24 protein-coding genes and 1 pseudogene are annotated in these 23,229 nt (G+C 66.4%); 17 read left to right on the top strand and 8 right to left on the bottom strand.

Annotated features, from left to right (window positions below; translation table 11 throughout):
• The first annotated feature begins 49 nt into the window (after positions 1 to 49).
• The 5 genes from AB0323_RS11365 (at position 50) to AB0323_RS11345 (ending at position 2,232) form a co-directional block, all read left to right on the top strand.
• On the top strand, positions 50 to 385 hold the full coding sequence (locus AB0323_RS11365) for a hypothetical protein (RefSeq protein WP_366177406.1): 336 nt from the start codon (positions 50 to 52) through the stop codon (positions 383 to 385).
• A 5-nt stretch (positions 386 to 390) separates the two neighbouring features.
• Positions 391 to 771, top strand: a complete 381-nt coding sequence (locus AB0323_RS11360; RefSeq protein ID WP_366177405.1) for a hypothetical protein — start codon at positions 391 to 393, stop codon at positions 769 to 771.
• Between the two features lie 36 nt (positions 772 to 807).
• On the top strand, positions 808 to 1,071 hold the full coding sequence (locus AB0323_RS11355; RefSeq protein WP_366177404.1) for a hypothetical protein: 264 nt from the start codon (positions 808 to 810) through the stop codon (positions 1,069 to 1,071).
• 155 nt (positions 1,072 to 1,226) lie between these two features.
• Positions 1,227 to 1,949: an HD domain-containing protein gene (locus tag AB0323_RS11350; RefSeq protein WP_366177403.1), complete on the top strand. Its 723-nt coding sequence runs from the start codon at positions 1,227 to 1,229 to the stop codon at positions 1,947 to 1,949.
• A gap of 40 nt (positions 1,950 to 1,989) precedes the next feature.
• Positions 1,990 to 2,232, top strand: coding sequence for a hypothetical protein (locus AB0323_RS11345; RefSeq protein WP_366177402.1), 243 nt, complete (start codon positions 1,990 to 1,992; stop codon positions 2,230 to 2,232).
• Positions 2,233 to 2,343: 111 nt separating this feature from the next.
• Here AB0323_RS11345 and AB0323_RS11340 read toward each other — a convergent pair whose 3' ends face one another.
• From AB0323_RS11340 to AB0323_RS11310, 7 genes and pseudogenes are all read right to left on the bottom strand, one after another.
• A complete protein-coding gene (locus AB0323_RS11340) occupies positions 2,344 to 2,556 on the bottom strand; it encodes a hypothetical protein (protein WP_166187762.1) in 213 nt (70 codons plus the stop codon).
• A 79-nt stretch (positions 2,557 to 2,635) separates the two neighbouring features.
• Positions 2,636 to 3,676, bottom strand: a complete 1,041-nt coding sequence (locus AB0323_RS11335; RefSeq protein WP_366177401.1) for a M50 family metallopeptidase — start codon at positions 3,674 to 3,676, stop codon at positions 2,636 to 2,638.
• A gap of 167 nt (positions 3,677 to 3,843) precedes the next feature.
• Positions 3,844 to 4,089 (bottom strand): annotated as a pseudogene (locus AB0323_RS11330) (site-2 protease family protein); the annotation flags it as partial.
• Between the two features lie 235 nt (positions 4,090 to 4,324).
• A complete protein-coding gene (locus AB0323_RS11325; RefSeq protein ID WP_366177400.1) occupies positions 4,325 to 4,798 on the bottom strand; it encodes a hypothetical protein in 474 nt (157 codons plus the stop codon).
• Positions 4,799 to 4,801: 3 nt separating this feature from the next.
• Positions 4,802 to 5,233: a hypothetical protein gene (locus AB0323_RS11320; protein ID WP_366177399.1), complete on the bottom strand. Its 432-nt coding sequence runs from the start codon at positions 5,231 to 5,233 to the stop codon at positions 4,802 to 4,804.
• Positions 5,230 to 6,543 carry a hypothetical protein gene (locus AB0323_RS11315; protein WP_366177398.1) on the bottom strand — a complete coding sequence of 438 codons (1,314 nt, stop codon included), beginning with the start codon at positions 6,541 to 6,543 and terminating at the stop codon, positions 5,230 to 5,232. Before AB0323_RS11315 ends, AB0323_RS11320 begins: the two co-directional genes overlap by 4 nt.
• 52 nt (positions 6,544 to 6,595) lie before the next feature.
• Positions 6,596 to 7,063: a hypothetical protein gene (locus AB0323_RS11310; protein ID WP_366177397.1), complete on the bottom strand. Its 468-nt coding sequence runs from the start codon at positions 7,061 to 7,063 to the stop codon at positions 6,596 to 6,598.
• A gap of 2,139 nt (positions 7,064 to 9,202) precedes the next feature.
• Between AB0323_RS11310 and AB0323_RS11305 the strand changes: the two genes are divergently transcribed.
• Positions 9,203 to 9,535, top strand: a complete 333-nt coding sequence (locus tag AB0323_RS11305) for a hypothetical protein (protein WP_366177396.1) — start codon at positions 9,203 to 9,205, stop codon at positions 9,533 to 9,535.
• Between the two features lie 168 nt (positions 9,536 to 9,703).
• A complete protein-coding gene (locus AB0323_RS11300) occupies positions 9,704 to 10,192 on the top strand; it encodes an SLOG family protein (RefSeq protein WP_366177395.1) in 489 nt (162 codons plus the stop codon).
• A gap of 123 nt (positions 10,193 to 10,315) precedes the next feature.
• Here the strand turns inward: AB0323_RS11300 and AB0323_RS11295 are convergent, their stop codons facing one another.
• The gene (locus AB0323_RS11295) at positions 10,316 to 10,651 is read right to left on the bottom strand and encodes an Lsr2 family protein (RefSeq protein WP_056387574.1); all 336 of its coding nucleotides are present in this window, start codon (positions 10,649 to 10,651) and stop codon (positions 10,316 to 10,318) included.
• Between the two features lie 207 nt (positions 10,652 to 10,858).
• On the opposite strand from AB0323_RS11295, the gene AB0323_RS11290 reads away from it, so the two are divergent.
• The 10 genes from AB0323_RS11290 (at position 10,859) to AB0323_RS11245 (ending at position 23,206) form a co-directional block, all read left to right on the top strand.
• Entirely contained in the window at positions 10,859 to 12,784 is a 1,926-nt protein-coding gene (locus tag AB0323_RS11290) for a DHH family phosphoesterase (protein WP_366177394.1), read from the top strand.
• A 19-nt stretch (positions 12,785 to 12,803) separates the two neighbouring features.
• The gene (locus AB0323_RS11285) at positions 12,804 to 13,628 is read left to right on the top strand and encodes a type II CAAX endopeptidase family protein (protein WP_366177393.1); all 825 of its coding nucleotides are present in this window, start codon (positions 12,804 to 12,806) and stop codon (positions 13,626 to 13,628) included.
• A gap of 170 nt (positions 13,629 to 13,798) precedes the next feature.
• Positions 13,799 to 14,209, top strand: a complete 411-nt coding sequence (locus AB0323_RS11280; RefSeq protein ID WP_366177392.1) for a hypothetical protein — start codon at positions 13,799 to 13,801, stop codon at positions 14,207 to 14,209.
• Between the two features lie 1,109 nt (positions 14,210 to 15,318).
• Positions 15,319 to 17,247 (top strand): phage/plasmid primase, P4 family, encoded by a 1,929-nt coding sequence (locus tag AB0323_RS11275; RefSeq protein ID WP_366177391.1) that lies wholly within the window; start codon positions 15,319 to 15,321, stop codon positions 17,245 to 17,247.
• A gap of 7 nt (positions 17,248 to 17,254) precedes the next feature.
• Positions 17,255 to 17,491: a hypothetical protein gene (locus tag AB0323_RS11270; RefSeq protein ID WP_056387559.1), complete on the top strand. Its 237-nt coding sequence runs from the start codon at positions 17,255 to 17,257 to the stop codon at positions 17,489 to 17,491.
• A gap of 298 nt (positions 17,492 to 17,789) precedes the next feature.
• Positions 17,790 to 21,014 (top strand): hypothetical protein, encoded by a 3,225-nt coding sequence (locus AB0323_RS11265; RefSeq protein ID WP_366177390.1) that lies wholly within the window; start codon positions 17,790 to 17,792, stop codon positions 21,012 to 21,014.
• 163 nt (positions 21,015 to 21,177) lie between these two features.
• Positions 21,178 to 21,627, top strand: coding sequence for a hypothetical protein (locus AB0323_RS11260; protein WP_366177389.1), 450 nt, complete (start codon positions 21,178 to 21,180; stop codon positions 21,625 to 21,627).
• A 6-nt stretch (positions 21,628 to 21,633) separates the two neighbouring features.
• On the top strand, positions 21,634 to 21,963 hold the full coding sequence (locus AB0323_RS11255; protein ID WP_366177388.1) for a VRR-NUC domain-containing protein: 330 nt from the start codon (positions 21,634 to 21,636) through the stop codon (positions 21,961 to 21,963).
• Positions 21,960 to 22,379: a dATP/dGTP diphosphohydrolase domain-containing protein gene (locus tag AB0323_RS11250; RefSeq protein ID WP_366177387.1), complete on the top strand. Its 420-nt coding sequence runs from the start codon at positions 21,960 to 21,962 to the stop codon at positions 22,377 to 22,379. Before AB0323_RS11255 ends, AB0323_RS11250 begins: the two co-directional genes overlap by 4 nt.
• Complete coding sequence (locus AB0323_RS11245; RefSeq protein WP_366177386.1) at positions 22,376 to 23,206, top strand: hypothetical protein; 831 nt, start codon at positions 22,376 to 22,378, stop codon at positions 23,204 to 23,206. The genes AB0323_RS11250 and AB0323_RS11245 overlap by 4 nt, the downstream gene beginning before the upstream one ends.
• Positions 23,207 to 23,229 lie beyond the last annotated feature (23 nt).

Genomic DNA, 23,229 nt, shown 5'->3' with positions numbered 1-23,229 from the left:
CCAGGTCCGGCATCGAACAAACGACTTCATCAAACAGGAGGGGATCACCGTGTCCACTGCCACCACTTCCGAGCCCGACCTCGACGCTGAAGCTCAACGCGTTGCCGCCGTTCACCGGCTCGCCACGGGCAAGGCCTTTCACCCGGAGCTGCGGCGTGCCGAGGCCCAGGCCCGGGTCCAGCTCGCGGCTGCCGTCATGGCAATGGACGAGGTCGAGGACCGCATCGCCGCCGGCGAGAAGATCCACTCGCTCTACGAGCAGGCTGCAGTCGAGCGCGCCAAAGAGGCCTACGCCCAGGCGCTGGCCGACCTCGTCCGCGGCCAGTCCAGCACTGAAGCATCGCCGACCCACTCTTCTTCACGACCCACGAACCGGGAGTACTGATCCCCATGTCCTTCCTCGAGAAGCTCGGATTCATCGAGACCGCCGAGCAGGAGGCCCAGCGCCTCGCGCAGTCGCCCGAGGGCTCGGCCAACCACGAACTGTCCAAGCTGCCGGTCACCATCGAGCAGTGGCCCCAGGACCTGCTCATCGAGCTGCCCTGGCACGCCACCGAGCGGGGCTCAGGCCACCGCGTCGTCGTGGTGCCCATCGAATACCGCGGCGAGGCCCGCACCGAGGGCGAGGAAGAACCCCGTCCTCGCAAGCGCCACGCTGGTTGGTGGAACTGCGCGGTCGTCGCCAGCGACCACCCCAGCTACCCGGTCGGCGGTTACCGGCTGAGCATCCCCGCTGCCGAGCTCGCCCGCGGCAAGCGGATCGAGCTCTGAGAGAACACATCCCACGACGAAGGAGCGTGAACCACCATGCCTGACACGATGCAGACCACCGGCCGCCGCGAGCGGATCCTCCGGAGTGTCGGCAGGGCGCTCCTCGTCACGGGGATCGTGCTGAACGTCCTCGCCCTGCTGCCCGCGATCGCAGCCAGCGCCTGGACCGGCCACTGGACGGCGAGCGTGGTGCTCGTGGTCCTGTCCGGTGCTGTCTGGGCTGCTGGACTTCCGGGCCTGAAGACCTGGGCTGCCCGGCTAGGCCGTCACAACGACACCCAGCCCAGCCAGCACCAATGACCAGTCGCCCTGCCTGATCCCACCAGAGCCCCGGCTCCTGCGCTCCGGCGCGGGGCCGGGGCTCTCGCTCTGTCTCTGAGGCGGGTCCACGCGCTGCGGGGCAGCGCCTGGTGTTTTGCAACAGCAAGAGAACCATCCCGAACAAAGGAAGAGCCATGACCACCCTGACCACGACGCGTGTCCCGCTCAAGCAAATGGACCCTGCGATGCTCGTGTTCGAACTCGAGCGGGAGATCCAACACCTCATGCCCGGCACCACGAACACGGAGCTCGTGACCCGCGCAGCTGCGACGGCCTCGTTCCTGCACCGGAAGCAGACCCGCTTCATCAGGGGAGACATGCCTCGCGTGCCGTACATCGAGCATCCGCTGCGCGTGGCGTTGCGCCTCCTGCGCTGGGGCGTCACCGACGCTGAACTGATTGCCGCAGCACTGCTGCATGATGTCGTCGAGGACTGCAGCAAAGAGCTGCTTGCTGCTTTCGGCCAGCCGGGTGAAGATCCCCTGGGCTGCCTGGCGCGGCTGTACGGTCGGCGCGTCTCGGTGCTCGTTGGGGCGGTGACCACCCCTAACGGGAGCACCTCCTATGAGGAGCACCCCACGCGGCTTGCCAACTCCGGTTCCCGGGCGCTGCTCATCAAGGCCAGCGACCTGAAAGACAACGCCGGTTCGATCCGGCACCAGCTCGGCCACGGCCAGGATTCGCGCATGTACCGCATGCTCTTCAAGTACATGCCGGCCGTCGAGATCGTCGGAGCAGGTCTGCGCCGCTCGCTCTGCTGCCCTGCGACCCAGCAGTGCACCATGGCTGCCATCGCCGCGATGGAAGATCTCAGCCACGATCTCGCAGCCCTGTCGGCCGAGCATGGCATCGACTGATCAGCATGCCGCATGTCGAAAAAATTCAGAAAGGAACCTGATGGGAAGCAGGCAGGTAACTCTCACCTCGTGTGATCGCTGTGGAGTTGAGACGGAGTCGGATGTTGCCCATGAAAATTCAGACAACTACGACCCGGCCGCCCACGTATGGCGGACATTGAAATTCCACTACATCCAGCCGTGGTTCTTCCTCTGTCCCGATTGCGTGAAGGCCTTCCTCAAATTCATGGCCATGGAAGCAGTGCTGCCGGTCAAAGTGATCCGCAGGCCCGACCGTCCATGAACCAGAGAACCAGCACTACAGCAGAGACCCCACCGTCAGGAGCATCAGCTCCGGCGGCGGGGTCTCTTTTTTCTCTGGTCACTCCTTTCTCCCGCGGACCGGATACTCCGGCTACCAGCCGGAGCTGAAGGGCAAGCGCAGGTCACCGGAGAGGATCCCGCCGCACAGGAACAGCAGTGCCGAGACGCCGATGAGGCCAACGGCGAAAGCCACCGGCCGGTCCTCGTAGATCTGCCGCAGCCGGGAGACGAGGCTCTGTGGCTTCTTACTGGTCTTGTTCGGGTCTCCTGCTGGACTCTTCCGGGTCTCGTCGTGGTCGGTCATGGGTCTGCATCCCTTCTGGTCGGTGTGTGGTCTGGTACTGGGCGGTGGATGGTCTCGTCGAGGGCTGGTGCGGGTCCCGTCAGAGCCCCGACTTCAGCGGCACGACGATGTCGCCGACCATGAGCACCAGGCTCATCGACAGCATCGCGAAGCCGATCAGGTAGGCGACCGGCAGCTGCCGGGCGACGTTGACGTGACCGGGGTCAGGACGGCTGAACCGCCGTGCCAGGCAGCGCCTGGCCCCTTCGAAAGCGCTGCCCGCGATGTGACCGCCGTCCAGCGGCAGCAGCGGGATCAGGTTGAACACCCCAATGAAGAGGTTGAACGAACCGACCACCAGCCCGAGCAGCGCAGCCTTGCCGCCGATGTCGAGGCCGGGTTTGGTAGATGCCGCGACCTCGCCGGCGAGCCTGGATCCACCGATGACCGACATGGGTCCGTCCTGGGCACGCTCGCCCTGGCCGAAGATCGCCTGAGCGACGTTGTACACCCGGGCGGGCAGCTGCACGATGGAAGACACTGCGTGCCCGGTCATCTCGCCCATGCGCTCCATCGTGTAGACCGGGCCGTGCCTGGTCACCACCTCGCGGGACTCCGGCTCGACACCGAGGAAGCCCACTGTCGCAGTCTCCTTCGGGCCGTCACCATCGAGGTCCCGCGGCATGGCGATCGTGTGCGAGGCCTGGAGCTTCACCTGCGTACCATCGCGCTCCACCTCCATGGCAGCGACGCTGTCGCCGTTGGCGTGGATCAGGTCCGACAGCTGTGACCACGAGGTGACTGGCTGGCTGTTGAAGCTGATGACCACATCGCCGGGACGCAGCCCCGCCGCCCGGGCGGGGGAGACCTGATCGCTGTCTTGGCACGCAGTGCGCTTGGCGTCCTGGGGGATCACGCAGTCGGAGACGACGGAAACCGCAGGGCGGCCGGTCGGCTCGACCGAGTGCACACCGTAGATGCCATAGACACAGAGGAAGCAGAGGAAGGCCAAGGCGATGTTCACCCCGGGGCCCGCCACCATCACCAGGATCTTCTTCGCCGCGGGCAGCTTATAGAACAGACGGTCAGCGTCGCCGGGTTCGACGAGCTCGAACTCCGCCGCCCGGGTCTGCGAGACCATCTGTGCGAACAGGCCCGTGTTGGACTTGCGCAGCGTGACGGGCGCGTCCGGGGTCGCGGTGCTGGCTGCGACGAGGACGTCGCTGTGAGCTTGCTGTGTGCCGGCGCGGCTGCTGTATCTTCTGGCACCTGCCCGCCGCAGGAAATCTGCTGCTCGCGGTCCGTCTCGGGCGGGAACATGCCGATGATCTTCACGTAGCCGCCGAGCGGGATGAGCTTGATACCGTACTCGGTCTCGCCCTTCTTCAGGGACCAGACCGTCGGGCCGAAGCCGACCATGTACTGGCTCACCCGGCACCCGAACTTCTTCGCGAAGTAGAGGTGCCCCAGCTCGTGCAGCGCGATCGAGACGAAGATCGCGGCCAGGAAGATCACCACACTGAGCACGTACAGTGCGACCTCCGGGCCCGTCACGGTGTGTACCCCTCGTCGGGCCGGCTCTGTGCGATCGTCATCGGTGCATCTCCTCGTCATGCCTCGTCTGTCGATGCTCTATCGCGATAACAGGGAGCATCGACTCGTATACGTCAATTCTCGCATGTCGAATGCCATTCAGACAGGACGTGGCATTGATGACGAGAGATGCGAAGAGCCCTTCCTGATCCTCTTTCGATGATCAGGAAGGGCTCTTCGCCCGCGCGGACCCGGGTCAGTCCGAGTCACCGCGCGTCAGCTCAAGAGCAGCCGCCTCACGCTCCCTGTAGACCTCGTAGAGCGTCCGGCCCGCCGCATCGACCTGCAGGAACGCCAGCAGCGCCTGGTCGACGTCGATCATCCCGGCGGCCACAAGCGCGAGCTGCGCCTCGAGCCAGGTCTTCATCACGCGCCACGCAACACGCTCAGCCTGGGCCCGGCTGGTCCGCTCGGCGCGCGATCCCGCCTTCAGCCGGCCGGCGGCGTCCTCCTTTCGCAGCAGCGCCTCCATGCGGTCGACGCTGGCTGGAAGAGAGAAGCCGCGCTGGCCTTGCGGCGTCGCGAGCAGGAAGTCCAGGAAACTGGGCACGCCGGAGGCGTCGTAGTCGACGCTGATTCGGCGGGCCCCGTGCTGCGCGAGCAGCGACTGCATCTCGGCGACGGTCTGCGCCGCCGAGATCTTCGTGGAGTAGTTGACCGGCGCAGCCACGGCTCAGCTCTCCTGGTCGTCGTCCACGGCGGCCTCGTCGACGGGCACCAGCTCGCCGATGCCGCGGACCGTCCAGTCGCCGCTCGCCACGTCGACGAGCGTGCAGTTCGACCCGGCGGTCGCCTCCGAGTCATACTCCTCGAAGACGTAGACCCGTGGCGGCGCGTGCACGCCTTCATAGACGTCCTCATCGAGCATCACGCGGCCGCCGAGCTCGACGCCCTTGTGCATGACGACCTCCGGCGACTGTTCCGCCTCGTCGTCACAGTCAGCGGCGTGGGTCCCGGCGGCCTGGGCCGGAGCCCCGGCCAGCGAGCCGAGAAGCTCGGCTCGGCGCGCATCGAGCTCAGCCAGCCGACCGAGGAGCTGACCCTGCTCGTCCTGCAAGGCCAGCAGCTCGGTCACGGCCACGGAGGGGCCAGGCGCGACTATCACGCCGCGGCCTTGCTGCGATTGCCCTCGGGCTTCTGTACCTCGACGGCCTTCGCAGCCAGGTACAGGCCCTCGCGGTTCAGGTGGCGCGAGTACGCGGCGTCGAGGTAGAGCACCGGGATGCCGCCGGCGGCCTTCTGCAGGACAGGGCGCAGGATCTCCTTGATCGGGCCCGAACCGCCGCCGTAGACGTACACCACCTCGGTGGTGCCGCCGACCTCGGCGAGGACGTCCTCGAAGCGTGCGCCGATCTCCTCGCCGAGGTACTCGGCCTCCTCGTCGACGTAGCCCTTGGCGCGGTCAAACCTGCCCTGCAGGAACACGCTCGGCTCCTGCTGCAGGAAATCGGCCAGACTCTTGCGGTTCTTGAACCGCAGATCCTTGTCGCCGCTGGTGCTCATGCGGTCAAGGGCGTTCGTCAGCGCGGTGCCGTAGCCCTGCTCGAGCGTGCTGGCCGCTTCGGAGTTGAACGCGCCGTCGGTGAAGACGGGGAAGTTCACGGTGCCCTCGCCGACGTCGACGCCGACGGTGTTGCGCACACCGACCAGCAGCTCGGCGGTGACACCCTGCAGGCGCGCGGCCTCCTCGGGGTCCGAGGCCCGAAGATCGTCCAGCAGAGCCTGCGCCAGCGGCGCGCCCTTGTCGGTGATCGCGAACTGCGCGGACGCGCCCTCGGGCAGGACCTGCACATCCTCGAACTGCAGGCGCACGGTGACCGGCGTGGAGAAGTTCTTCACGGTCACCAGGTGCACCGTGGGGTCAGCCGCGCCCAGGAGTCCCACGAACTGGGCAGCGTAGGCGCTGCGGCGCTGCACGTACTCAGCAATCGGCAGAGCCAGGCCTGCGCGCACCGTGGCGCGCAGCTCGCGGTCCGGCAGCGCGCCGTGCTCGCGGACATAGTCGCGGAGGGCCTTGGCGGCGAAGACGCCCAGGACGAGCACCGAGCTCAGTTCCTGGTCTGCCTTCGAGCGGGATCCGACGACCTCGAACTGCGTGAACTTCGACCCCGGGGTGCTCAGGGCCGCACGGCCGAAGGTGCGCAGGTCCGAGTGCCCGATCAGGGGAGTGGTGAACGAGGCGGCGACGCGGTTGTAGAAGTCGTCCTCCACCACGATCTTGAAGGCATCCGAGTCAGCCTCGGGCACCTTGGGCGTGGAGCGCGAGGTGCTCACCACGGCCGAAGGAAGGTCGATCGTATCGAAGACCTCCTTGCCGTGGACCTCGCCGCGGATGACGCCCTTGACGTATCCGTTGCCGACGTCGATGCCGCCGGTGAGCTGGATGGTCTTCTCGGCGGTGCGGGTGTTGCTCATGATTGTGTCCCTCTCGGTCAGGAAGTCGGTGTCTCAGGAAGTGCGGTACGGATCAGCGGGTGAGGAAGGCGTCCAGCCCCGAAGGGACAGAAGGCTCCTCGGCGGGAACAGGGTGGGGCTCGCGGACAGGAGGCTTGGGCGGCGGCTGAACAGCCTGGGCTGCCTCAACGCGCTGCACGGGCTCTGAAGGAACAGCAACAGGCACGGCAGTCTCGTCACGGCTTTCGCGACTCTCATGCTGGCTTTCACTACCGTCACGGCCGTCATCGCCGCGTTCCTCTCCGTCATGGGCCTCGCTGCGCCCAGGGTCCTGCTCGCCCTGCGGCGGGCGGCCGCGCCGGGGAAGCTGCTCAACGGGACGGTTGACCACGTCGATGTAGCCGTCGCGCTGGATGGACTCGCGGATCAACAGCTGGAGCGAGCGCGAGATGTCGTACTGCTCGTCCAGCCACCGGTTCGTCGACTCGTCGGCCCGCGGGACGCTCCAGCGCAGACGGCGCGGCTCGGCCTTATCGGTCATTGCGAGCACCCCCTTGCGCCCTCGTGCTGATGGACACTGTCCTCGGTCATCGCGGCCCCCTCTCCTGCGCGGTCCCCGAGGCGCTACTGCCAGTCGGGGACCTTTCGACTCATTTATCAGTCATCATTCTACTGGTCTTTCAATGGTCTCTGCAAGGACCACGCCAAGACCAGCAAAAGGCCACCAGCAGATCAGGCCTGCATCACCGTGAGCGACCCCTGGCCGCGGCGGGACCCGTGGGAGCCGCCGGCAGGACCCGCAGAAGGCCACGGGTCAGCCGGGGAACCAGAAGACACAGGACTCATCAAGGGCTCACCCGGGACCGGCACGCGGTCCGCTGCGGACCAGCAGAAGACCTCGATCAGGCCACGGCACATTGGAGGGCGCTCGGTGGTCCCACACAAAGCACAGAAGCGCCCTCGAAGAGACCAGCAACAGTCCACCGTCGCGAGCCGGACCAGAGCAGACCTGTAAGAGACCATCATGGGACCAGCAGTACGCCCGAAGCGGCCCCAAGGAGTGCCATCCGGCACTCAATGGGGCCTGAATGGCCTTTCTGGACTCTCTCGGGTCTTTTATGGGTCTGGTCTGTGTCCCTGTCTGGCCATGCCGGTGCAATGATCTGTCCACTCCGGGACCAGAAGGGGTCCAGCGATGCGGGCCCGGACCGGTACCTGGAACACCCGCCTGCGACACCTCTAGGCAGTCCTGGAGCAAGCGGAGGAGCTATCGGAGCAGGGTGGAGCAGCTGTGGTTGCGCCTGTGGCGTCACCGACCCGCCCGGGGGCCGCAAGGAGAGCGGAGGGAAAAGGCGAACCGGGTAGTAGGGCCCCGCATGGAACGAAAGGGCAAAAACTCCGCTTCCTGAAGAGGCTCACGGGCGGTGCGGGGTCTAGAAGGTAAGAACCCGTGAGCCTCTTCAGGAAGCTGCACCTGGTGGGAGACCCGGACGGCTCGGTGACGCTGTGGAAGCGGGGGCTGCCGTTGGATCCAGGGAGGCTTCATGCTTCCCTGGAAAGCTCCTCTTCTGATGCGTCCACGAGGGACAGGCCGGGCGGTGGCCGTCGAGGACTCACTGTCGCTCATCCGGGGGTGCAGCTGCCACCAGGTGGGGCAGGCGGCCGGCCCGGAACGGACCCCGGCAAGGAAGCGGTGTGGGCCCGCCTCGGACGCGGTGCGACAGATGCTGGCGCGACCGCGAAACAGAGCCGGAGTGAGCGCCCGCACACCGGTGCGACGAGCGCACCGACAGATCAGTGCAGTGCTGTGACAGCAGAGTTTTCCACAGCCTGACGCGACAGGTCGCGAGGAGTGGTGGACCGCTGCGCGCCGGATCTGATGCGCCTGCGGCAGCAGGATGCGCCAGGGGGTGCGGACCGGGCTGCGCCCGACGTCGCTGACGCTACGTGTGAGGACCCGTACGGGTACCCGCTCGTGCCTCGCGGTGGTGCGGAAGATGCATCCGTACGGCGTTGCAGCGGACGGCAAAAGGGCTGTACACCCAAAAGCCCGTAAATCCAGCGGAAACGACGTGACCCGTACACCCGCTGCGCGGATGGAGAGGGGGTGTACGGGTCAAGGGTGTACGGGTCGTTTCCCCTGATATTCCAGGCTTCCGCTAACGCTCCAGCCGTGGAATGGCGAAATGGCGGCAAGAGAGGAAAAAGGGCATAAGGGAACCTGGCAACAGCGGTCCTGCGGACCCTCCGCTTCGCTCCGGTCTCTCGCTGCGCTTCGAGACGCTGTTGGTCGGCATAGCCGACAGGTTCCACCGCTCGCTTCGCTCGCCGGTCCGTCAGTCGCTGCGCTCCCTCCGGCTATGCCCAGCGCTGCGCTTGAGTGGAGGACGCCCCCGCCTGCCCCGCCGCATTTGTCCACAGGTGGACGACGCGGCAAAGGGTGCAGCCAGGCGGTGGATCACCTGGCGCTGCGCACCAGGTTTGTCCGAGGAGGACGACCCGTCGGCCGGCCCGCTGCGCGGCCCAGTCGGAGCAGTTCCCGACACGGTTCACCAGTGGGCCGTCAGGCCAGCGGAGCTGGCACGGGAGCTGGACCGTACATCGAGTCTCCGCGGACCCCTGGCGGGACCTGCACTCGATGCCCGACACCTGCATCCCGAGAAACAGAAGAGGCATCGTCATGACACACGCCCGGAAGGCATCCAGGTCCGCACGCCGGCCACAGCCGCAGCTCTCGCCCTACGACACCGGAGCCGGGTGCGAGGCCAAGCCGTGGATCCCCTACGGAGAGCGAGTCACTGCGGCGACTCCGGCGGAGAGCTTTGGCAAGGTCGACTTCGACGATGAAGAGAGCGGCACGGTCTGCGTCGCCTACCTCGAGCGCGACATGGACGGTGGATACACCCTTCACGTCGCACCGCTCAGCGAGGACCGGAAGGTCCGGGTGGCAATCCATTACGAACGCGGCGTTGCCAGGGTCAACAGTGCCCAGGCGTCGGCAGCTGCCGCGTAGTGACCTGCCGACTGAGAAGGAACACCGGGAATCATTCCGGAAAACATTGCGGCGAAAGAGGACGCGAATGATGCAGCGACAGACGAGTATCACAATCCGGACTGCCACCCCGGCGGCCTCAGCAGGATCTATGCCGATAACCAAGATGACCAGCCGGGAGGCATCGCGATGACCAGTGGATTCAGCCATGCCCTGCTCGTGACCGGTTCCCGGACCTGGGACGCCGCGGAGGCCATGAAGGCGGCTTTGAACGAGGCCTGGAGAGCCTGGGGACCGTCTGCGGTCGCCCGACCCGTGCTCCTCTCAGGGCACTGTCCCAAGGGTGCTGACGCCATGGCCGAGCGGCTGTGGCGGGCTGCAGGCTTCGAAGTAATTGAGTTCCCGGGCGACTGGAGCGCTGAGCCCAAGGCGGCGGGCTTCACCCGGAACCAACGGATGGTCGATGCCCTCGTCGCCATCCGCGCCGGGGGAGCGCAGGTCCGTGTCGCCGCCTTCCTGGACCTTTGCAGCAAGTGCGATCAACGCACCGGCCAGCAGCAGCTGATGCCCGGAACGCCAGGGCACTTCTCACATGGCACCGTGCACGCCCGCTCCCGCGCCCTGGCTGCAAGCATCGAGGTCGAAGACATCATCCACCCGCGCCTGCCTCCGTTCTGACAAGTGCACACCCCGGACATGACAACAGCCCTGCAGCTGGTGCTGCAGGGCTGTTGATCCTTGATTCGAATAGGTGGCCGGAAATCTCTCCGGTATGGCCCGAAAGACTGCGGAAAGGGTGGGCTAGAGAGTCCGCTCGATGCCGTGTGCCTCATCGTGGGCCTTCATGACAGCTTTCGGAATGCGACCGAACTCGGGCACTTCATGACCGTTCTCGCGCGCCCACTTACGGATCTCCTCGCGTTCCTCGGGCGTCGTCTCGGGCACGAGTCGCTTCTTCTCGCCCTTCTTAGTGGCCTTTCGACCCTTACTGATGTATTCCTTGAGATTCTTCTCAAGCTCTTTGCGCTCTTCGTCGGTCAGGTCTATCTCGAACCAGGTGTCGCCCAGTCCGAAGGTGACTGTGGCAGCATCCGGCTTGCCACTGATGTCCGACTCCACAATATTTCGAATAGCCATGTCTTGAATGGTAGACGATCCGAACCACCTTAGAGAAGTCTTTGGGCACGCCAGAACGACAGATCTTTCGAATGCCTTCATCATAGGCCGAAAACGCTGCTATACCAGCATAATAAACCCGCGGCACTGCTAAAATCACACTGCCAGTGCGTGCCTTTCCCCACCCCTGTAAATCGACCATTCGACACGATCGAGAGGCCCCCCACCATGACCATTCTCCAGACCGTCGACGACCATCCACTGACGGACGACGGCGTCGACCTGTTCGCCCTGATGTGCCAGCGCCGCGGCTGGACCGACGAGTACCTCCGCGAGATCGAATCAGCTGAACACGACGAGCTCCTGGGCCTGGCCGAGATGGTCGAGGCCCTGGAAGACGCCCGGGCCGCCGGCCAGAAGGTCACCATCGCCCCTGACTTCGACATGGACGGGATCTCCTCCGGTGTGCTCGGCTACGCCGGACTGTCAGAGCTCGGCTTCGACGTCGAGCTGCACGTGCCCGACTACCGCCGCGGCCACGACCTCACGCCCGAGGACATCGCAGAGATCGCCGCGACGTGGCCGGACACCAAGGTCCTGCTGACCTGCGACGGGGGAGTGAACTCCCACCGCGGGATCGCCGCCGCCCGGGCTCTGGGATGGAAGACCCTGGTCACCGACCACCACGAGGAGCTCGAACCCGGTTCGAGCGCCGACGTCACCGTCGACCCCTGTCGGATGGACGAGACCTACGCCAACACCGGCATCTGCGGCGCGCACGTGCTCTATCAGGTGTTCGAGGCCTATGCCCGCGTCCACCGGCCGGAGAAGCTCTGGGAGATCCGCCTGCTGCGCCTGTTCGCCGGCCTGGGCACCGTCTCCGACGTCATGCCGGTGCTGTACGAGAACCGGCAGCTGGTGCGCGACTCGCTGTCCATCGCACGGCTGCTGTACGCGCCCGCGCCGCGCACGGTCCCGACCCCCTGGGGCTTCGACCCGGACCCCGAGGCGATCGACGTCGGGCAGTCGACGCTGATGCAGCTGCTGCGCGTCGACCCGCACCACCCGGCCTTCGTCCGAGCCTTCGAGGGCTTCGCGGTCCTGCTGAAGGCTTTCGGCCAGGCAGGCAAGGTCCGCGACATCGACAGCATCGACGAGGGCTTCTACGGGTTCTACCTCGCGCCGGCGATGAACTCCCCGCGCCGCACGGGCGACCCGCTCGCACCGTGCTTCGGCGTGTTCACCGCGCCTGACCAGGACTTGATGCTCGAGGCGGCACACCAGGTCATCGCGACCAACGAGAGCCGCAAGGAGCTTGTCGAGGTCCACACCCAGGAGCTCGAGGAGGGTGATCAGCCGCTGGCCCCCTGGGTCTACTTCTCCGAGGCCTACCCGGGCATGTACGGTCTGCTCGCCAACCGGCTGATGGAGCGCCACGGCCACCCGGTCGTCGTGCTCAACCGTCCCGCCGGGCCGGATGACTACGTCGGAGGCTCCGGCCGGGCACCGTCGTGGTTCGGCATCATCGACACGCTCGAGCACCAGGACGGCATGCGCGCCATCGGCCACCAGCAGGCCTGCGGCGTCAAGGTCGACCGGGCGGAACTGCTCGACGGTCTGGTCGAAGCACTGCGGGAGGCCACGCAGGTTGCCCTGCTGGCTGTCGTCCAGGATGAGCGCCGGGCCGACCTGGTCCTGGGCCCGGACCGGGACTGCGATGCTGGCCTGGACGACCTGGAGCCTCTGGTCGGCTTCGTCCGGCGTGTGGAAGCGCTTCGGCCCTTCGGCCACGGCTTCGTCGAGCCGGTGGTCGAAATCGCTGTCGAGCCCCTCGGGCTGCGGGTGGACCGGATCGGTTCCGATACTGACTGCGGCCATGAGCGCACCGACGCCAACCTGATGACCAACGCCCGCGGCTACCGCGTGTGCCGCCTGTGCAAGAAGCACCTGCGGCTGGTCACCAGGTCCGGGCTGTCCTGCCTGTGGTGGAACGTCGCCGAGGAGAAGGAGCCGGAGATTTCGGCTCTGACGAGGTCGGCCAGCCGCACCGAGGTCGGAACGCTGCGTTTCATCGCGAAGCTGCAGCTGAACACCTTCCGCGGCGAGACCCGCGTCCAGGCCGTCATCGAAGAGCAGATCCCCGCGTCTGTCTGACCACGAAAAGGAGGCGGGGATGCCCGCTCCACCCATCAAGTCCCGGCTCGTCTCCATCGCGTGGTGTGTCCTCGTGCCCCTCGGCGTGCTCGCCGCCTACCTGGGACTTGGCCTTGCCGTAGTTTCCGTGGTCGGCGAGCCCGTCCTGGGTACGGCGGTGCTCGGAGGCCTGGTGGCGCTGCTCGTCGGCGCTGCCAGGCTCTTCCGGCCCCGGTGGTTCGCCAACACGCCAACGGTCCGACCGATGTCAGGAACACCGCGCTTTACCCGAACGGTGCTTGGGTGCCTGGCTCTGGCGTTCTTCGCCGGCCAGTCCCTGGCCCTGTGGCTCTATACCCTGGGCGGCTCGGCGGGATTCGATGAATCGACCCGAGCCAGGACAGACGCCGGTCCCGTCGTGGCCCTCCTGCTCGCACTGGTGGCAGCGCCGGTGGCCGAGGAGATGCTTTTCCGCGGCCTGCTCTACCCGCTGCTGCGGCGCAGGGTCGGCATCGTCGCGGCCGTGCTCGTCACCGCCGCGGGCTTCAGCCTGCTGCACGCCAACGTCGTCCAGTTTGCTGCCACGCTGCCCCTGGCGGTGCTGCTGGCGCTGGTCTACGAACGCACCCGCGTCCTGTGGCCGTGCGTGCTGCTCCACCTGGCCTTCAACCTCGCGGCCGTCCTTGTCCCCGCCCAGCTGCTGGGCGCACTGGCGAACCCCGTCTCAGCGCTGCTGATGACCGCGGCGTTCCTCGGGTGCGCCCTGGCGGTGTACCGCATGGCGGCACCCGCGCCCGGGCCTGCACAGGACGACAGGGAAGGCGGCGGGGAAGAAGGCAGGGAAAGCGAGCCACAGGCCGCATAGCGGCCGGGCTCAATGTGCAGGACTGACGCTGGTGCCCTCCGGGCGACCTTTCGGCCGTGGGCCGACGGTCGCTCCGGAGGGCCTGCTCTCGGGTGACCGGGGTGATCCGGTCACCGGGGGATTGGCTGAAGGATTTTCGTCAGCCAGACCTGAGAGGAGGTGGATCCACCATGGCAGTCGTCAACAAGTGCGCGTATGACGCGCAGGGCCGGCTCCTGCGCCCCAGCGGCAGCGAAGTGCGCCGTGCGCGGTTCGCCCGCGACTTCGACACCGGTGAGAGGCCGACCTTCGATCGAGGGTCCATGCACTTCTTCACCATGAGCACCAGCGGCCGCACGGCCGAGCAGGCGCACGAACGCGCCCGCGAGATGCTCGCCCGCTTCTTCGAACGCGCCGAGTCCGTCGCTGGCTTCCGCAAGCTCGAGATGCGCCGGAGGCAGGGTGTGATGCCCTGCAACCGCAACGTCTCCATCACCTACGAGATCCTGTACGCCGTCGAGGACGGCCATCGGGTCCGTGCCCACATACCCGAGTCCCCCAATGTGGGATACCGGAGAGGCCGCAGCGCGGCCGCCTTCTAGGCGGTCGGCGCACCCTGGGCCTCGCACCAGCGTGAACGCGCAGAAAGGCCGGAGAGCTCCCTTCCCACGGGGATGCTTCTCCGGCCTTTCTGTTTTCACGTTCCTGTGACAACAACGCCTGGTGACGGTTCCTGGCCCTAACACCAATGCCCACTCTATCAGTGTCGATTCATCATGTGCAATGCAGTTGGCATCCCATTCCGGCGACTATTCGAAGGTCTGTCTCGGAATCACTCGGTATCACTCGGAAGCCCGGTCGACCAGGACGCCGGACCCATCGCGATCGCTCCCGTCAGGGCCGTCAGGGCCTGATGTTCCGCTGCACGGGAGGACGCAGCGCCGAGGCGTACCACGTGTCGTGGTACACCTCCCGATCCCAGTGCTGGCCTGCTCAAGCGGCGGGTCAGGCGACCGCGGCCGAGGGAGTCTGTACCACGTGCCCGAGCGGACGTGGTACGCCGTTTCGCCTTGGTAGATCAGCGTTTTCGGCAGGTGTACCACGAGTACCACCAGATTCCGAGCGTTTACATATGTGCGCGAAGGACGCCTCCGATCGGTCATACAGCCAGTAAGAGCTCTTATCCCCATGCGCGTATATCTAGTCTTTATTTAGTGGTACAAGTGGTACAGGGGGTATATAGAGCCCGTCTGACCAGGGCCAACGCCTGTACCACGTGCAAATCTCCATGTGGTACACCCCGTTTGGAGAAGTCCTGAAATCCCCGACTGACCAGGGGAAACAGGTGTACCACGTCAAGTGGTACACCTTCCGATACCCACAGGGGGTATACCGGCTCGCTGCTGCAGCCGGATCCCAGCTCTGGAGGTTCCCGGCCGGCCGGTCGGAAGAACTCCCCGAACCCCGACCAGGGGGTTGGGCGGCTCACGCCGCCCGCGGGGGAGTGCTCGAGCACGAGAAGCCAGCGGCTCCGTGGGGCATACGCCCCCGAAACCGCTGTTTCTCATTCCAGGCCGCACGCTCTCGTCGTGTCGCCGTGGCCTCCGGGTCTCGCGCGCGACCCCTCCGAGCCCCACCCGGGACCTCTGTCGGACCGTGAGTCGGCCATCAGTCGACTCGTTGCGAAAGACCATTCGGATGGCATAGAGTCGTGAGCACGTTCCTATTCGATTACGAGACCAATCGGCTTCCCACTCATTGCCGGCAGGTACTCGACGCGATCGAGAAAGACAGCAGCATGACGACTCCTGACGACCCAACGCCCGTCTTCGACGAGGACTTCGACACCCCCTCGACCAACCCTGTCGCCGACGCCTTCACCGAGGTCATGACGTACTTCGCCGACGGCGGCGACATCGCCCCGCAAAACGAAATAGTCACGCGCGCGACCGAGGTCTACCTCCAGCTGATCGACCCGTCGGACCCGCCGGCACCGCGCCTGCTCGAGAAGCAGCTGCTCGCGATCGTGAACGGCGTCTCCAAGGCCGAGAACAGCAAGACCAAGGTGGCTGCCGAGAAGCTGCCCCTGGCCCGGCACCTGACCTACTGGCAAGTGGCGCAAATCCTGTTGAGCCTGCACCACGTGATCCGCATCGCCCCCAGCGCCAAGGACACTGACCGCGAGTACGACCTGCTGGCGATGTACCAGGCCACCGGCCCGGGCCGCGGCACGTACACCACCAGCGAGGACGACATCCGCACCACGGCACGCCCTTACAACACGCAGCTGACACTCAAGGAATTCGCCGAGGTCCTGGCAGTACTCCGCGAGGACAGCCCGCGCCGGCACCAGTGCAGCCACAGAGACCTCATCGCCGTGAACAACGGCGTGTTCCACTACGGCCGCGAGGCCCGGGACATCCATGAGGGCGGCAAGGCCTTCCACTTCGAACCCAAGTCGCTCGTACCCTTCGACCCGGCACTGGTGTTCCTGGCCAAGTGCCACATCGACTACGTCGAAGACCCGGACAACCCGGTGATCGTCCACCCTGTCGACGGCTCGGTCTGGGACATCGAGTCCTGGATCCGCGAGCTCTCCGACGAGGAGGGTATCCCCGAGCTGCTCTGGGAGGTCATCGGCGCGATCATCCGGCCGCACGTCAGCTGGGGCAAGACTGCCTGGTTCTATTCAGAACAGGGCAACAACGGCAAGGGCACGCTGTGCTCGCTCATGCGCAACCTGTGCGGGCCACGCTCGCACACCTCGATCCCGCTGAGCGACTTCGGCAAGGACTTCGCGCTCGAGCCGCTCGTGCGCGCCAACGCGATCATCGTCGACGAGAACGACGTGGGCACCTTCATCGACAAAGCGGCCAACCTGAAGGCGATCGTCACCAACGACGTCATCCAGATCAACCGGAAGTACCGGATGCCGATCGCCTACCAGTTCTTCGGCTTCATGGTCCAATGCCTCAACGAGTTCCCGCGCGTGAAGGACAAGTCCGAAAGCTTCTACCGCCGGCAGCTGTTCGTACCGTTCAACAAGAGCTTCACCGGCACGGAGCGCAAGTACATCAAGGACGACTACCTCCAGCGCCGCGAGGTCCTGGAGTACGCCCTCTGGTACGTGCTCAACCGCGCCGGCGCAGCCGACCCGGGCAACTACTACCAGCTCTCCGAGCCGGTGGCGACCAAGGACGTCCTGGCCGAGTACAAGGAGGCCAACGACCCGGTGCGCGCCTTCTGGGAAGAGTTCCGCGAGCGGCTGGTGTGGGACCTGGTGCCTTTCACCTTCACCTATGACCTCTACAAGGCCTGGTTCGCAGACGTCTCGCCCTCGGGGTCGCCGGTGAGCAACAAGCAGTTCATCACGGACCTGGTTGCGATCGTGCGGCCTGACCCGCTGTGGCACTACCCGGACAAGAACAAGAAGATCCGCCCCGGCCAGATGATGGCCACCCCCGAGACGACCATCGCCGAGTACGAGCTGAAGAAGTGGATGAACCCGCACTACAGCGGCTCGGACCCGAAAAAGAAGTCGCAGCCGGTCCTTCAGGCCAACTACCGCGGCCTGCTCCGGCACACCGGTCCCGCCGCCCAGGTGGACGCCGACGACGAGGACACCACAGGAGAGGACTGATCCGACCATGCCCACAATCGCCAGGGCCATCACCGAGCTCGCCCGGGCGGTGACCGACCTCGCCAAGCAACAAGGCAGGGCGAGCACCGCGCTGGCCGATGTCGCCCGCGAACAGCGGATCACCAACCTGATCGTCCGCTCGCAGATCAGTGCCGACCCGGAGGAGAAGCGGCGGCTCGTGGCTGAGGCCTCCAGCCGGATGGACGCCCCGCGCCGCCGCTCTCCACACAACCCGATCGACTGAAGACAAGAACGGAAAACAGGACATGACGCAGCCGCACCCGAACGAACCGAACTGGAAAGACGGATGTGCAGGAGAGGGAGTCTCACCCGGAAAGGAATGCGCCTACTGCACCGTCCAGCGTGAGCACTTCGGCTACTCCCTGGTGGGAGGTCGATGGGCCCGCGGTGCCCGGCCGGTCCCCGCGCCCGTCACAAGGAAGAAGCGCCGCCTAAGGCCATCCGCGGCAGCGCCCGGCACCCCGACCAGATAACTGCATACCCCGGCCGTGACGGCCGGTGACGACCGAAAGGCCAGACCCATGACCACCCAGCGCACCCCCGTCACAGCTGAGACCGCGCTCTTCACGTTCTACGACATCGAATCGCTGTCGAACGTCTTCACGCTGTGCGCCTACACCCCTCGGCCGGGCCGCGCCGTCCACGACCTGGAGATCTTCTTCCTGGCCGACGACCCGGCGCTGGTCGCCTCCGTCGACCCCCAGGCCCTCTACGACACCGTGATCCGCTCCAACCCGGGGCTGCCCGCGGTCAGCGTCCAGCTTTGGAACCTCGTCGGCGAACGGGGCGGCCTCCGGCTCGCCGAACTGATGGGCCTCTCGAACGCCGACCAGGTGTGCAACCACTCCGACCCAGGCGGATACCCCGCGGCGCTGCGTCCGGTCTGCGACACAGACCCCGAGTACGACCCGGCACTGCATCCGTTCCTTGCTGGCTACAACTCAATGAACTATGACACGACCATGGTCGCGCTCTACCTCAACGAGGCGTTTCCGGCCCCGGGCAGCGGTCGGCCGTTTCAGCCGACCACGGCCCGTACTCTGCGCGACCACAACGACCAGCTCTTCTCGTCCCAGCACATCGAGTACATGCCTGGCTACCTCGGCTGGGACGGGGCGGCTGCGAAGATCCGCCGCGCCATGCTTCACTCGGGCCGGCACCTGGACGTGGCCCGGCTGAACGAACTGCAGTCCAAGGTCAGCCTCAAGCGCCTGCTCGGGATGCTCGGCCGCCAGATCAAGGAATCCGAGAAGCTCAGCCATGACACGAGCATCGAGGCGGTAGAGGATCTCTATGAGCTGCTGGCCTACAACGTCTCGGACTGCCTTGGTCTGGCCCAGATGTTCCGGCATCCGGCGTACGCGAGCAACTTCGATCTCAAGGCCGCTCTGCTCGCCCAGTTCACCGAAACGGTGTTCACCAAGAACGGTGCGGTGCGCAAGGACCGGCTGGCGGTCGACTCCTCATCGGCAAAGTTCGTGGGCCGCATCCTCGCACCCTACGCCTCACTGGATGACATCGAGGCGGTGTCCTTCGTATATCCGCACCCCGAGGTCGCTAAAGAACGCGGGATCGAGCCGGTCAACGTGCTCGACGAGTGCGTGCGCTTCTTCGAGGAGAACGTCGCGCCCGACCCGGCCACCCACTCCGAAGTGACTGCAGCCCAGCGCGAGGCCCACCGGCAGTTCCTGCAAGTCGTGGCGTACTACCGCTCGATCGAGGGGCAGAACTTCAACGACTCCGGGGAGTACCGCGACAAGTTCAGCCTTCCGGCCCGGTCTCTGCGCGATGTGCCCAAGACCCCGAACAACGTGCCGTATTTCCGGGCGGACGCCTCGCCGTCGTCCTGCTTCGCCACGTTCTCCACCGGCGGCATCCATGGGGCCGAAGCCGACCTGTCGGTGTTCAACGCCGAGAAGGTCGAGCACAACGATCAGACCATGATGCTCATCCGGGCAGCGCAGGCCTTCCCGGACGCAAAGGACTTCGTGGCCGAGGCCAAGCGTCAGCACGCCATGCTCCGCCTGCCCGACGGCACCTTCGTCGACAAGCGGCTGGTCCTGCTGGGTTCGGACCCGGAGAAGGTCAAGTACCGCAAGCCGAAGAAGGACGACCCTGACCAGGCCGGGCAGCTCGCCCGCGCCCAGGCCCAGGTGCCTGACCCGGCGGACCTGTTGACCACCCAGCGGCCCGAGGCAGAGGCGCTGAACGTCGTCCTGCCCGACGGCGGTGTCCTGGAAGGCAAGGTGGTACTCGCCAACAGCACGGCCTCCAATGCCACCTACCGCGATGAGCCGGCCAAGAAGAAGCCGGAGCTGTTCATCGCCAAGGAAGACGGCTCCGACAAGCTGCACCCGAAGTTCGCACGCACCTCGGCTGGCCTGGTGATCCACGAGGACTTCACCAGCTACTACCCGAACCTGCTGCGCAACATGCGGGCGTTCTGGAACCCCGAGCTGGGTGAGGACCGCTACGCGAAGATCTTCTTCGACAAAGAGCGCTACGGCCAGGAGATCAAGGGGCTGAAGAAGCAGCTGGCGCAGCTTCCGGGCGACAGCCCTGAAGCTGCGCGGCTGAAGGTTCAGATCGCCGGGCTCGGCGTGCTGCGCAACGGCACGAAGCTGATCCTCAACTCGGCCTCGGGCGCAGGCGACGCAAGTCACCGGACGCCGATCCGGATGAACAACCGCATCATCTCGATGCGCATCCTTGGTCAGCTGTTCAGCTGGCGGATCGGACAGGCCCAGACCCTGGCCGGGGCGCGGATCATCTCCACCAACACCGACGGCCTCTACTCGGTCGTCGGCGGCGAGAACGGATTCGACGAAGCGACCAACAACCGGGTGCTGGCCGAGCAGCAGGAGGCCATCGGCGTCGACATCGAACCTGAGCTGATGTTCCTCATCAGCAAGGACTCGAACAACCGCCTGGAGCTGGAGGCCCCGGAGCCGGGGCGGTCCGTGGCAGACAGTCCGATCATCGCCGCCGGTGGCGGCACGCTGGCCTGCCACGCGGGCCCGACTCCGACGAAGTCGCTGGCCCACCCGGCCGTGATCGACTTCGCCCTGGCCCGCTACCTGCAGACGGTGGCGAGCAGGGGAGAGTCGGCGATCGCGGAGCCCTTCGACCTGATGCTGGGCCGGAAGGTGATCGAAGAGGCGGTCTTGGAGGACGACCCGATCCGGTCGCTCCTGTTGTTCCAGAACGTCATCGCGGCCTCCCGCGGCTCGATCACCTACCCCTTCTCGGCTGCACCCATCGACCCCGCCGTGGGTGTGAAGTACAGCGAGCAGGGTCACGTGACCAACGTCCGCGACCCGCAGGTGCTGCAGATGGTCAACCGGGTGTTCATCGTCCGCGAGGGCACTGAGAACGCCCGGAGCCTGCTCAACGCCGGTGCCTGGAAGGTCACCGCGGCCAGCCAGGCCAAGCGCCGCGAGGAGGACATCGGCCGGACCAAGCGCGACCCGGTCGCGCTGGAGGTGCTGCGCCATCACGGCTGGGCCCGCTCCCGCGCCGAGGCCAGCATGTCGGACGGGCTCGCCGTGCTCCCGGACGACCAGGACGTCGTGGTGCGGCGCATTAACGCCATCGACCCAACCTGGTCGATGGTCGTCGTCAACGACGACCTGCAGCAGCTGCCGGCCGACCGGATCGAGCGGCTCATCGCCTCGCTGGACCTGGACACCTACGTCCGGATGCTCGAGGAGACGTTCACCAAGAACTGGATGAACGAGGCCGCCTGAGCCGATCGACCACAGCCCGCACAAGGGGGCCGCGCACGCCGCGGCCCCCTTGTTCAACTCTGTGCACCATTGCGAATGGTTCCGCACAGATCATTCACTTCGAGTCATAATTGAGTACGAAAGGTAATTCAGACTCGACACGACACGACCACGAGAGGCCATCATGTCCCAGTCAACACTCCCTGTCCGCTCCACTGACCCGGAGACCTCCTACGCCGCCGCCGTGAAGGCCGCGCTCGGCGCATCCCGCGTCCGTCCCATCGTGCTCGACATCGTCCGCGAGAAGGGCCCGCTCACCCACGACGAGCTCATCGCCGCTTACCACGACCGCGTCGTCACCAGCCTCGGCGAGGTGCCGCGCTCCTCGGACTCCGACATCCGCACCCGGCTCAAGGAGCTCGCCCACCAGGGCCTGGTGACCGTCGCCGACATCGACGGCTTCTCCAACTACGGCAATGCGGCCAAGCGCTGGGTCGTAGTCGACCCTGACGACCCGAGCTTCGTCTACGACCCGGACGCCATCGCTGCCTACATCGACGACGAGGACATCGTCGGCTTCGGGCACTTCCTTGACGGCGACGCCTCCGACGCTGCCGGGACCGACGAGGACTGAGGCCCCATGCCGAGGAAGAAGAACCAGCGGGAGAAGGCCGTCGAGCAGTACCTGCTCAGGCAGTGCCGCCGGCACGGTCTGTTCTGCCTGAAGTTCGTGTCCCCGGCCCGCGGGGGCGTCCCCGACCGAATCGTCCTCACGCCCACCGGCACGGTCTTCGTCGAGGTCAAGCGACCCGGCGGAGACCTCGAGAAGCGCCAGCGCGTCATGTACGCCAAGATGCGCCGTTTCGGTGCCGAGATCCACGTCGTGGATGACGAGCAGGCCGTCGACGCCTTCATCACCCACGTGCTCGGTTACCGCCGGATCGAGAGCCAGCAGAAAGCAGCATCATGACCGCAACAGCCACGGCCGCGGGCCCGGAGACAGCCGCCCGCGACTACGAAACGAAAGACTCGGGATCACGCAGGGTCACCGCCTCCGGCATGCAGCGCGAGGTGAAGACAGGCCAGCCCCGCTTCGACCTGCTCGTACCGCTTCAGGTGCCCTACCAGGACCAGCTGCTCACAAGGACGGCCGCGCTCGTGGAGCGTGGAGCGCGCAAGTACGACTCGCGCGACTGGGAGCAGGCCAGCACTGCCGCAGAGATGGAGGAGTTCCGCGCCAGCGCCTTCCGCCACCTCATGCAGTGGATGTGCGGCGAAGACGATGAGGACCACGCGGCTGCCGTGGTGTTCAACCTCCTGGCCGCGGAAAGCACCCGGACGGTGATCGCCCGCGGTGACGCCGGAACCCCGGAGGCCGCCCGATGAGCGGCCGCGTCACCAAGGGCAACGGCCAGGCCACCTCGGCCTTCCGCCAGCTCACCCGGGCCGACCTGGGCACCTTCGATCGCGAGGCCACGGAGCTCGTGCTCGAAGCAATGCGGGCCGGCTGCGTTGGGCGTGTCTCGTCCCGGGGCCACGCCATCCTGCGCAACAATGCCGGCGGATCCGTCTCGGTGCCGCGCAACATGACCTCACCCAACCGCACGGCGCAGAACGCCCGTGCCGACATGAAACGGCTGCTCGGCGGGCACAGGGCCGATCATGCAGTATCCGCCGCAGACCGCAGGCCACGCGGGAAACGGCAGATGACCGTCGCGGTGGCCTTCGTGGAGCACCCAGCCGCCTTCTCCCGCTGGTTCGACGCCCAGCCCGAGGGCCTGCCTGCGGACCAGCTCATCGAGGTCTCGTTCGACGGGGCCGGGGAGCCGGCCTTCCAGACCGTGCCCGTCGACGTGCCCGCACAGCCCGATGCGCCGGAACAAGACCAGCCGGAGCCCGCGACGGCCCGGCCCACCCGCCGCCGGGGACACCTGATGATCGCGCCCGAGCCCGGGCAGGAAGCAGAGGACGACATGACCGCCGAGGCCAAGGAAGATTTGCCGTTTGCGACGCCCATACCCGATGCGGCCGTCGGGGATGCCTCTGCCGAAGCGGTGCTTGAGCGCGTACGCACCGCGCTGGGTGAGGACCCGAGTGTCACCGCCCTGCAGCGCAGGATCGTCGGGCTGGAGGCAGAGCTCGCCGCCCAGACACGCCGGGCCGATGACGCCGAGGTCCGCCTGGCCCTTATCCGCGAGGCATTCCATGCCTGATCCCGACTACCGACAACCCACGA

The organism is Arthrobacter sp. NPDC080031 (assembly GCF_040702485.1).
In the GTDB taxonomy this organism is placed as follows: Bacteria; Actinomycetota; Actinomycetes; order Actinomycetales; family Micrococcaceae; genus Arthrobacter.
Note: the sequence above shows the minus strand (reverse complement) of the source record. Positions and strands in the feature narration are given on the sequence as shown.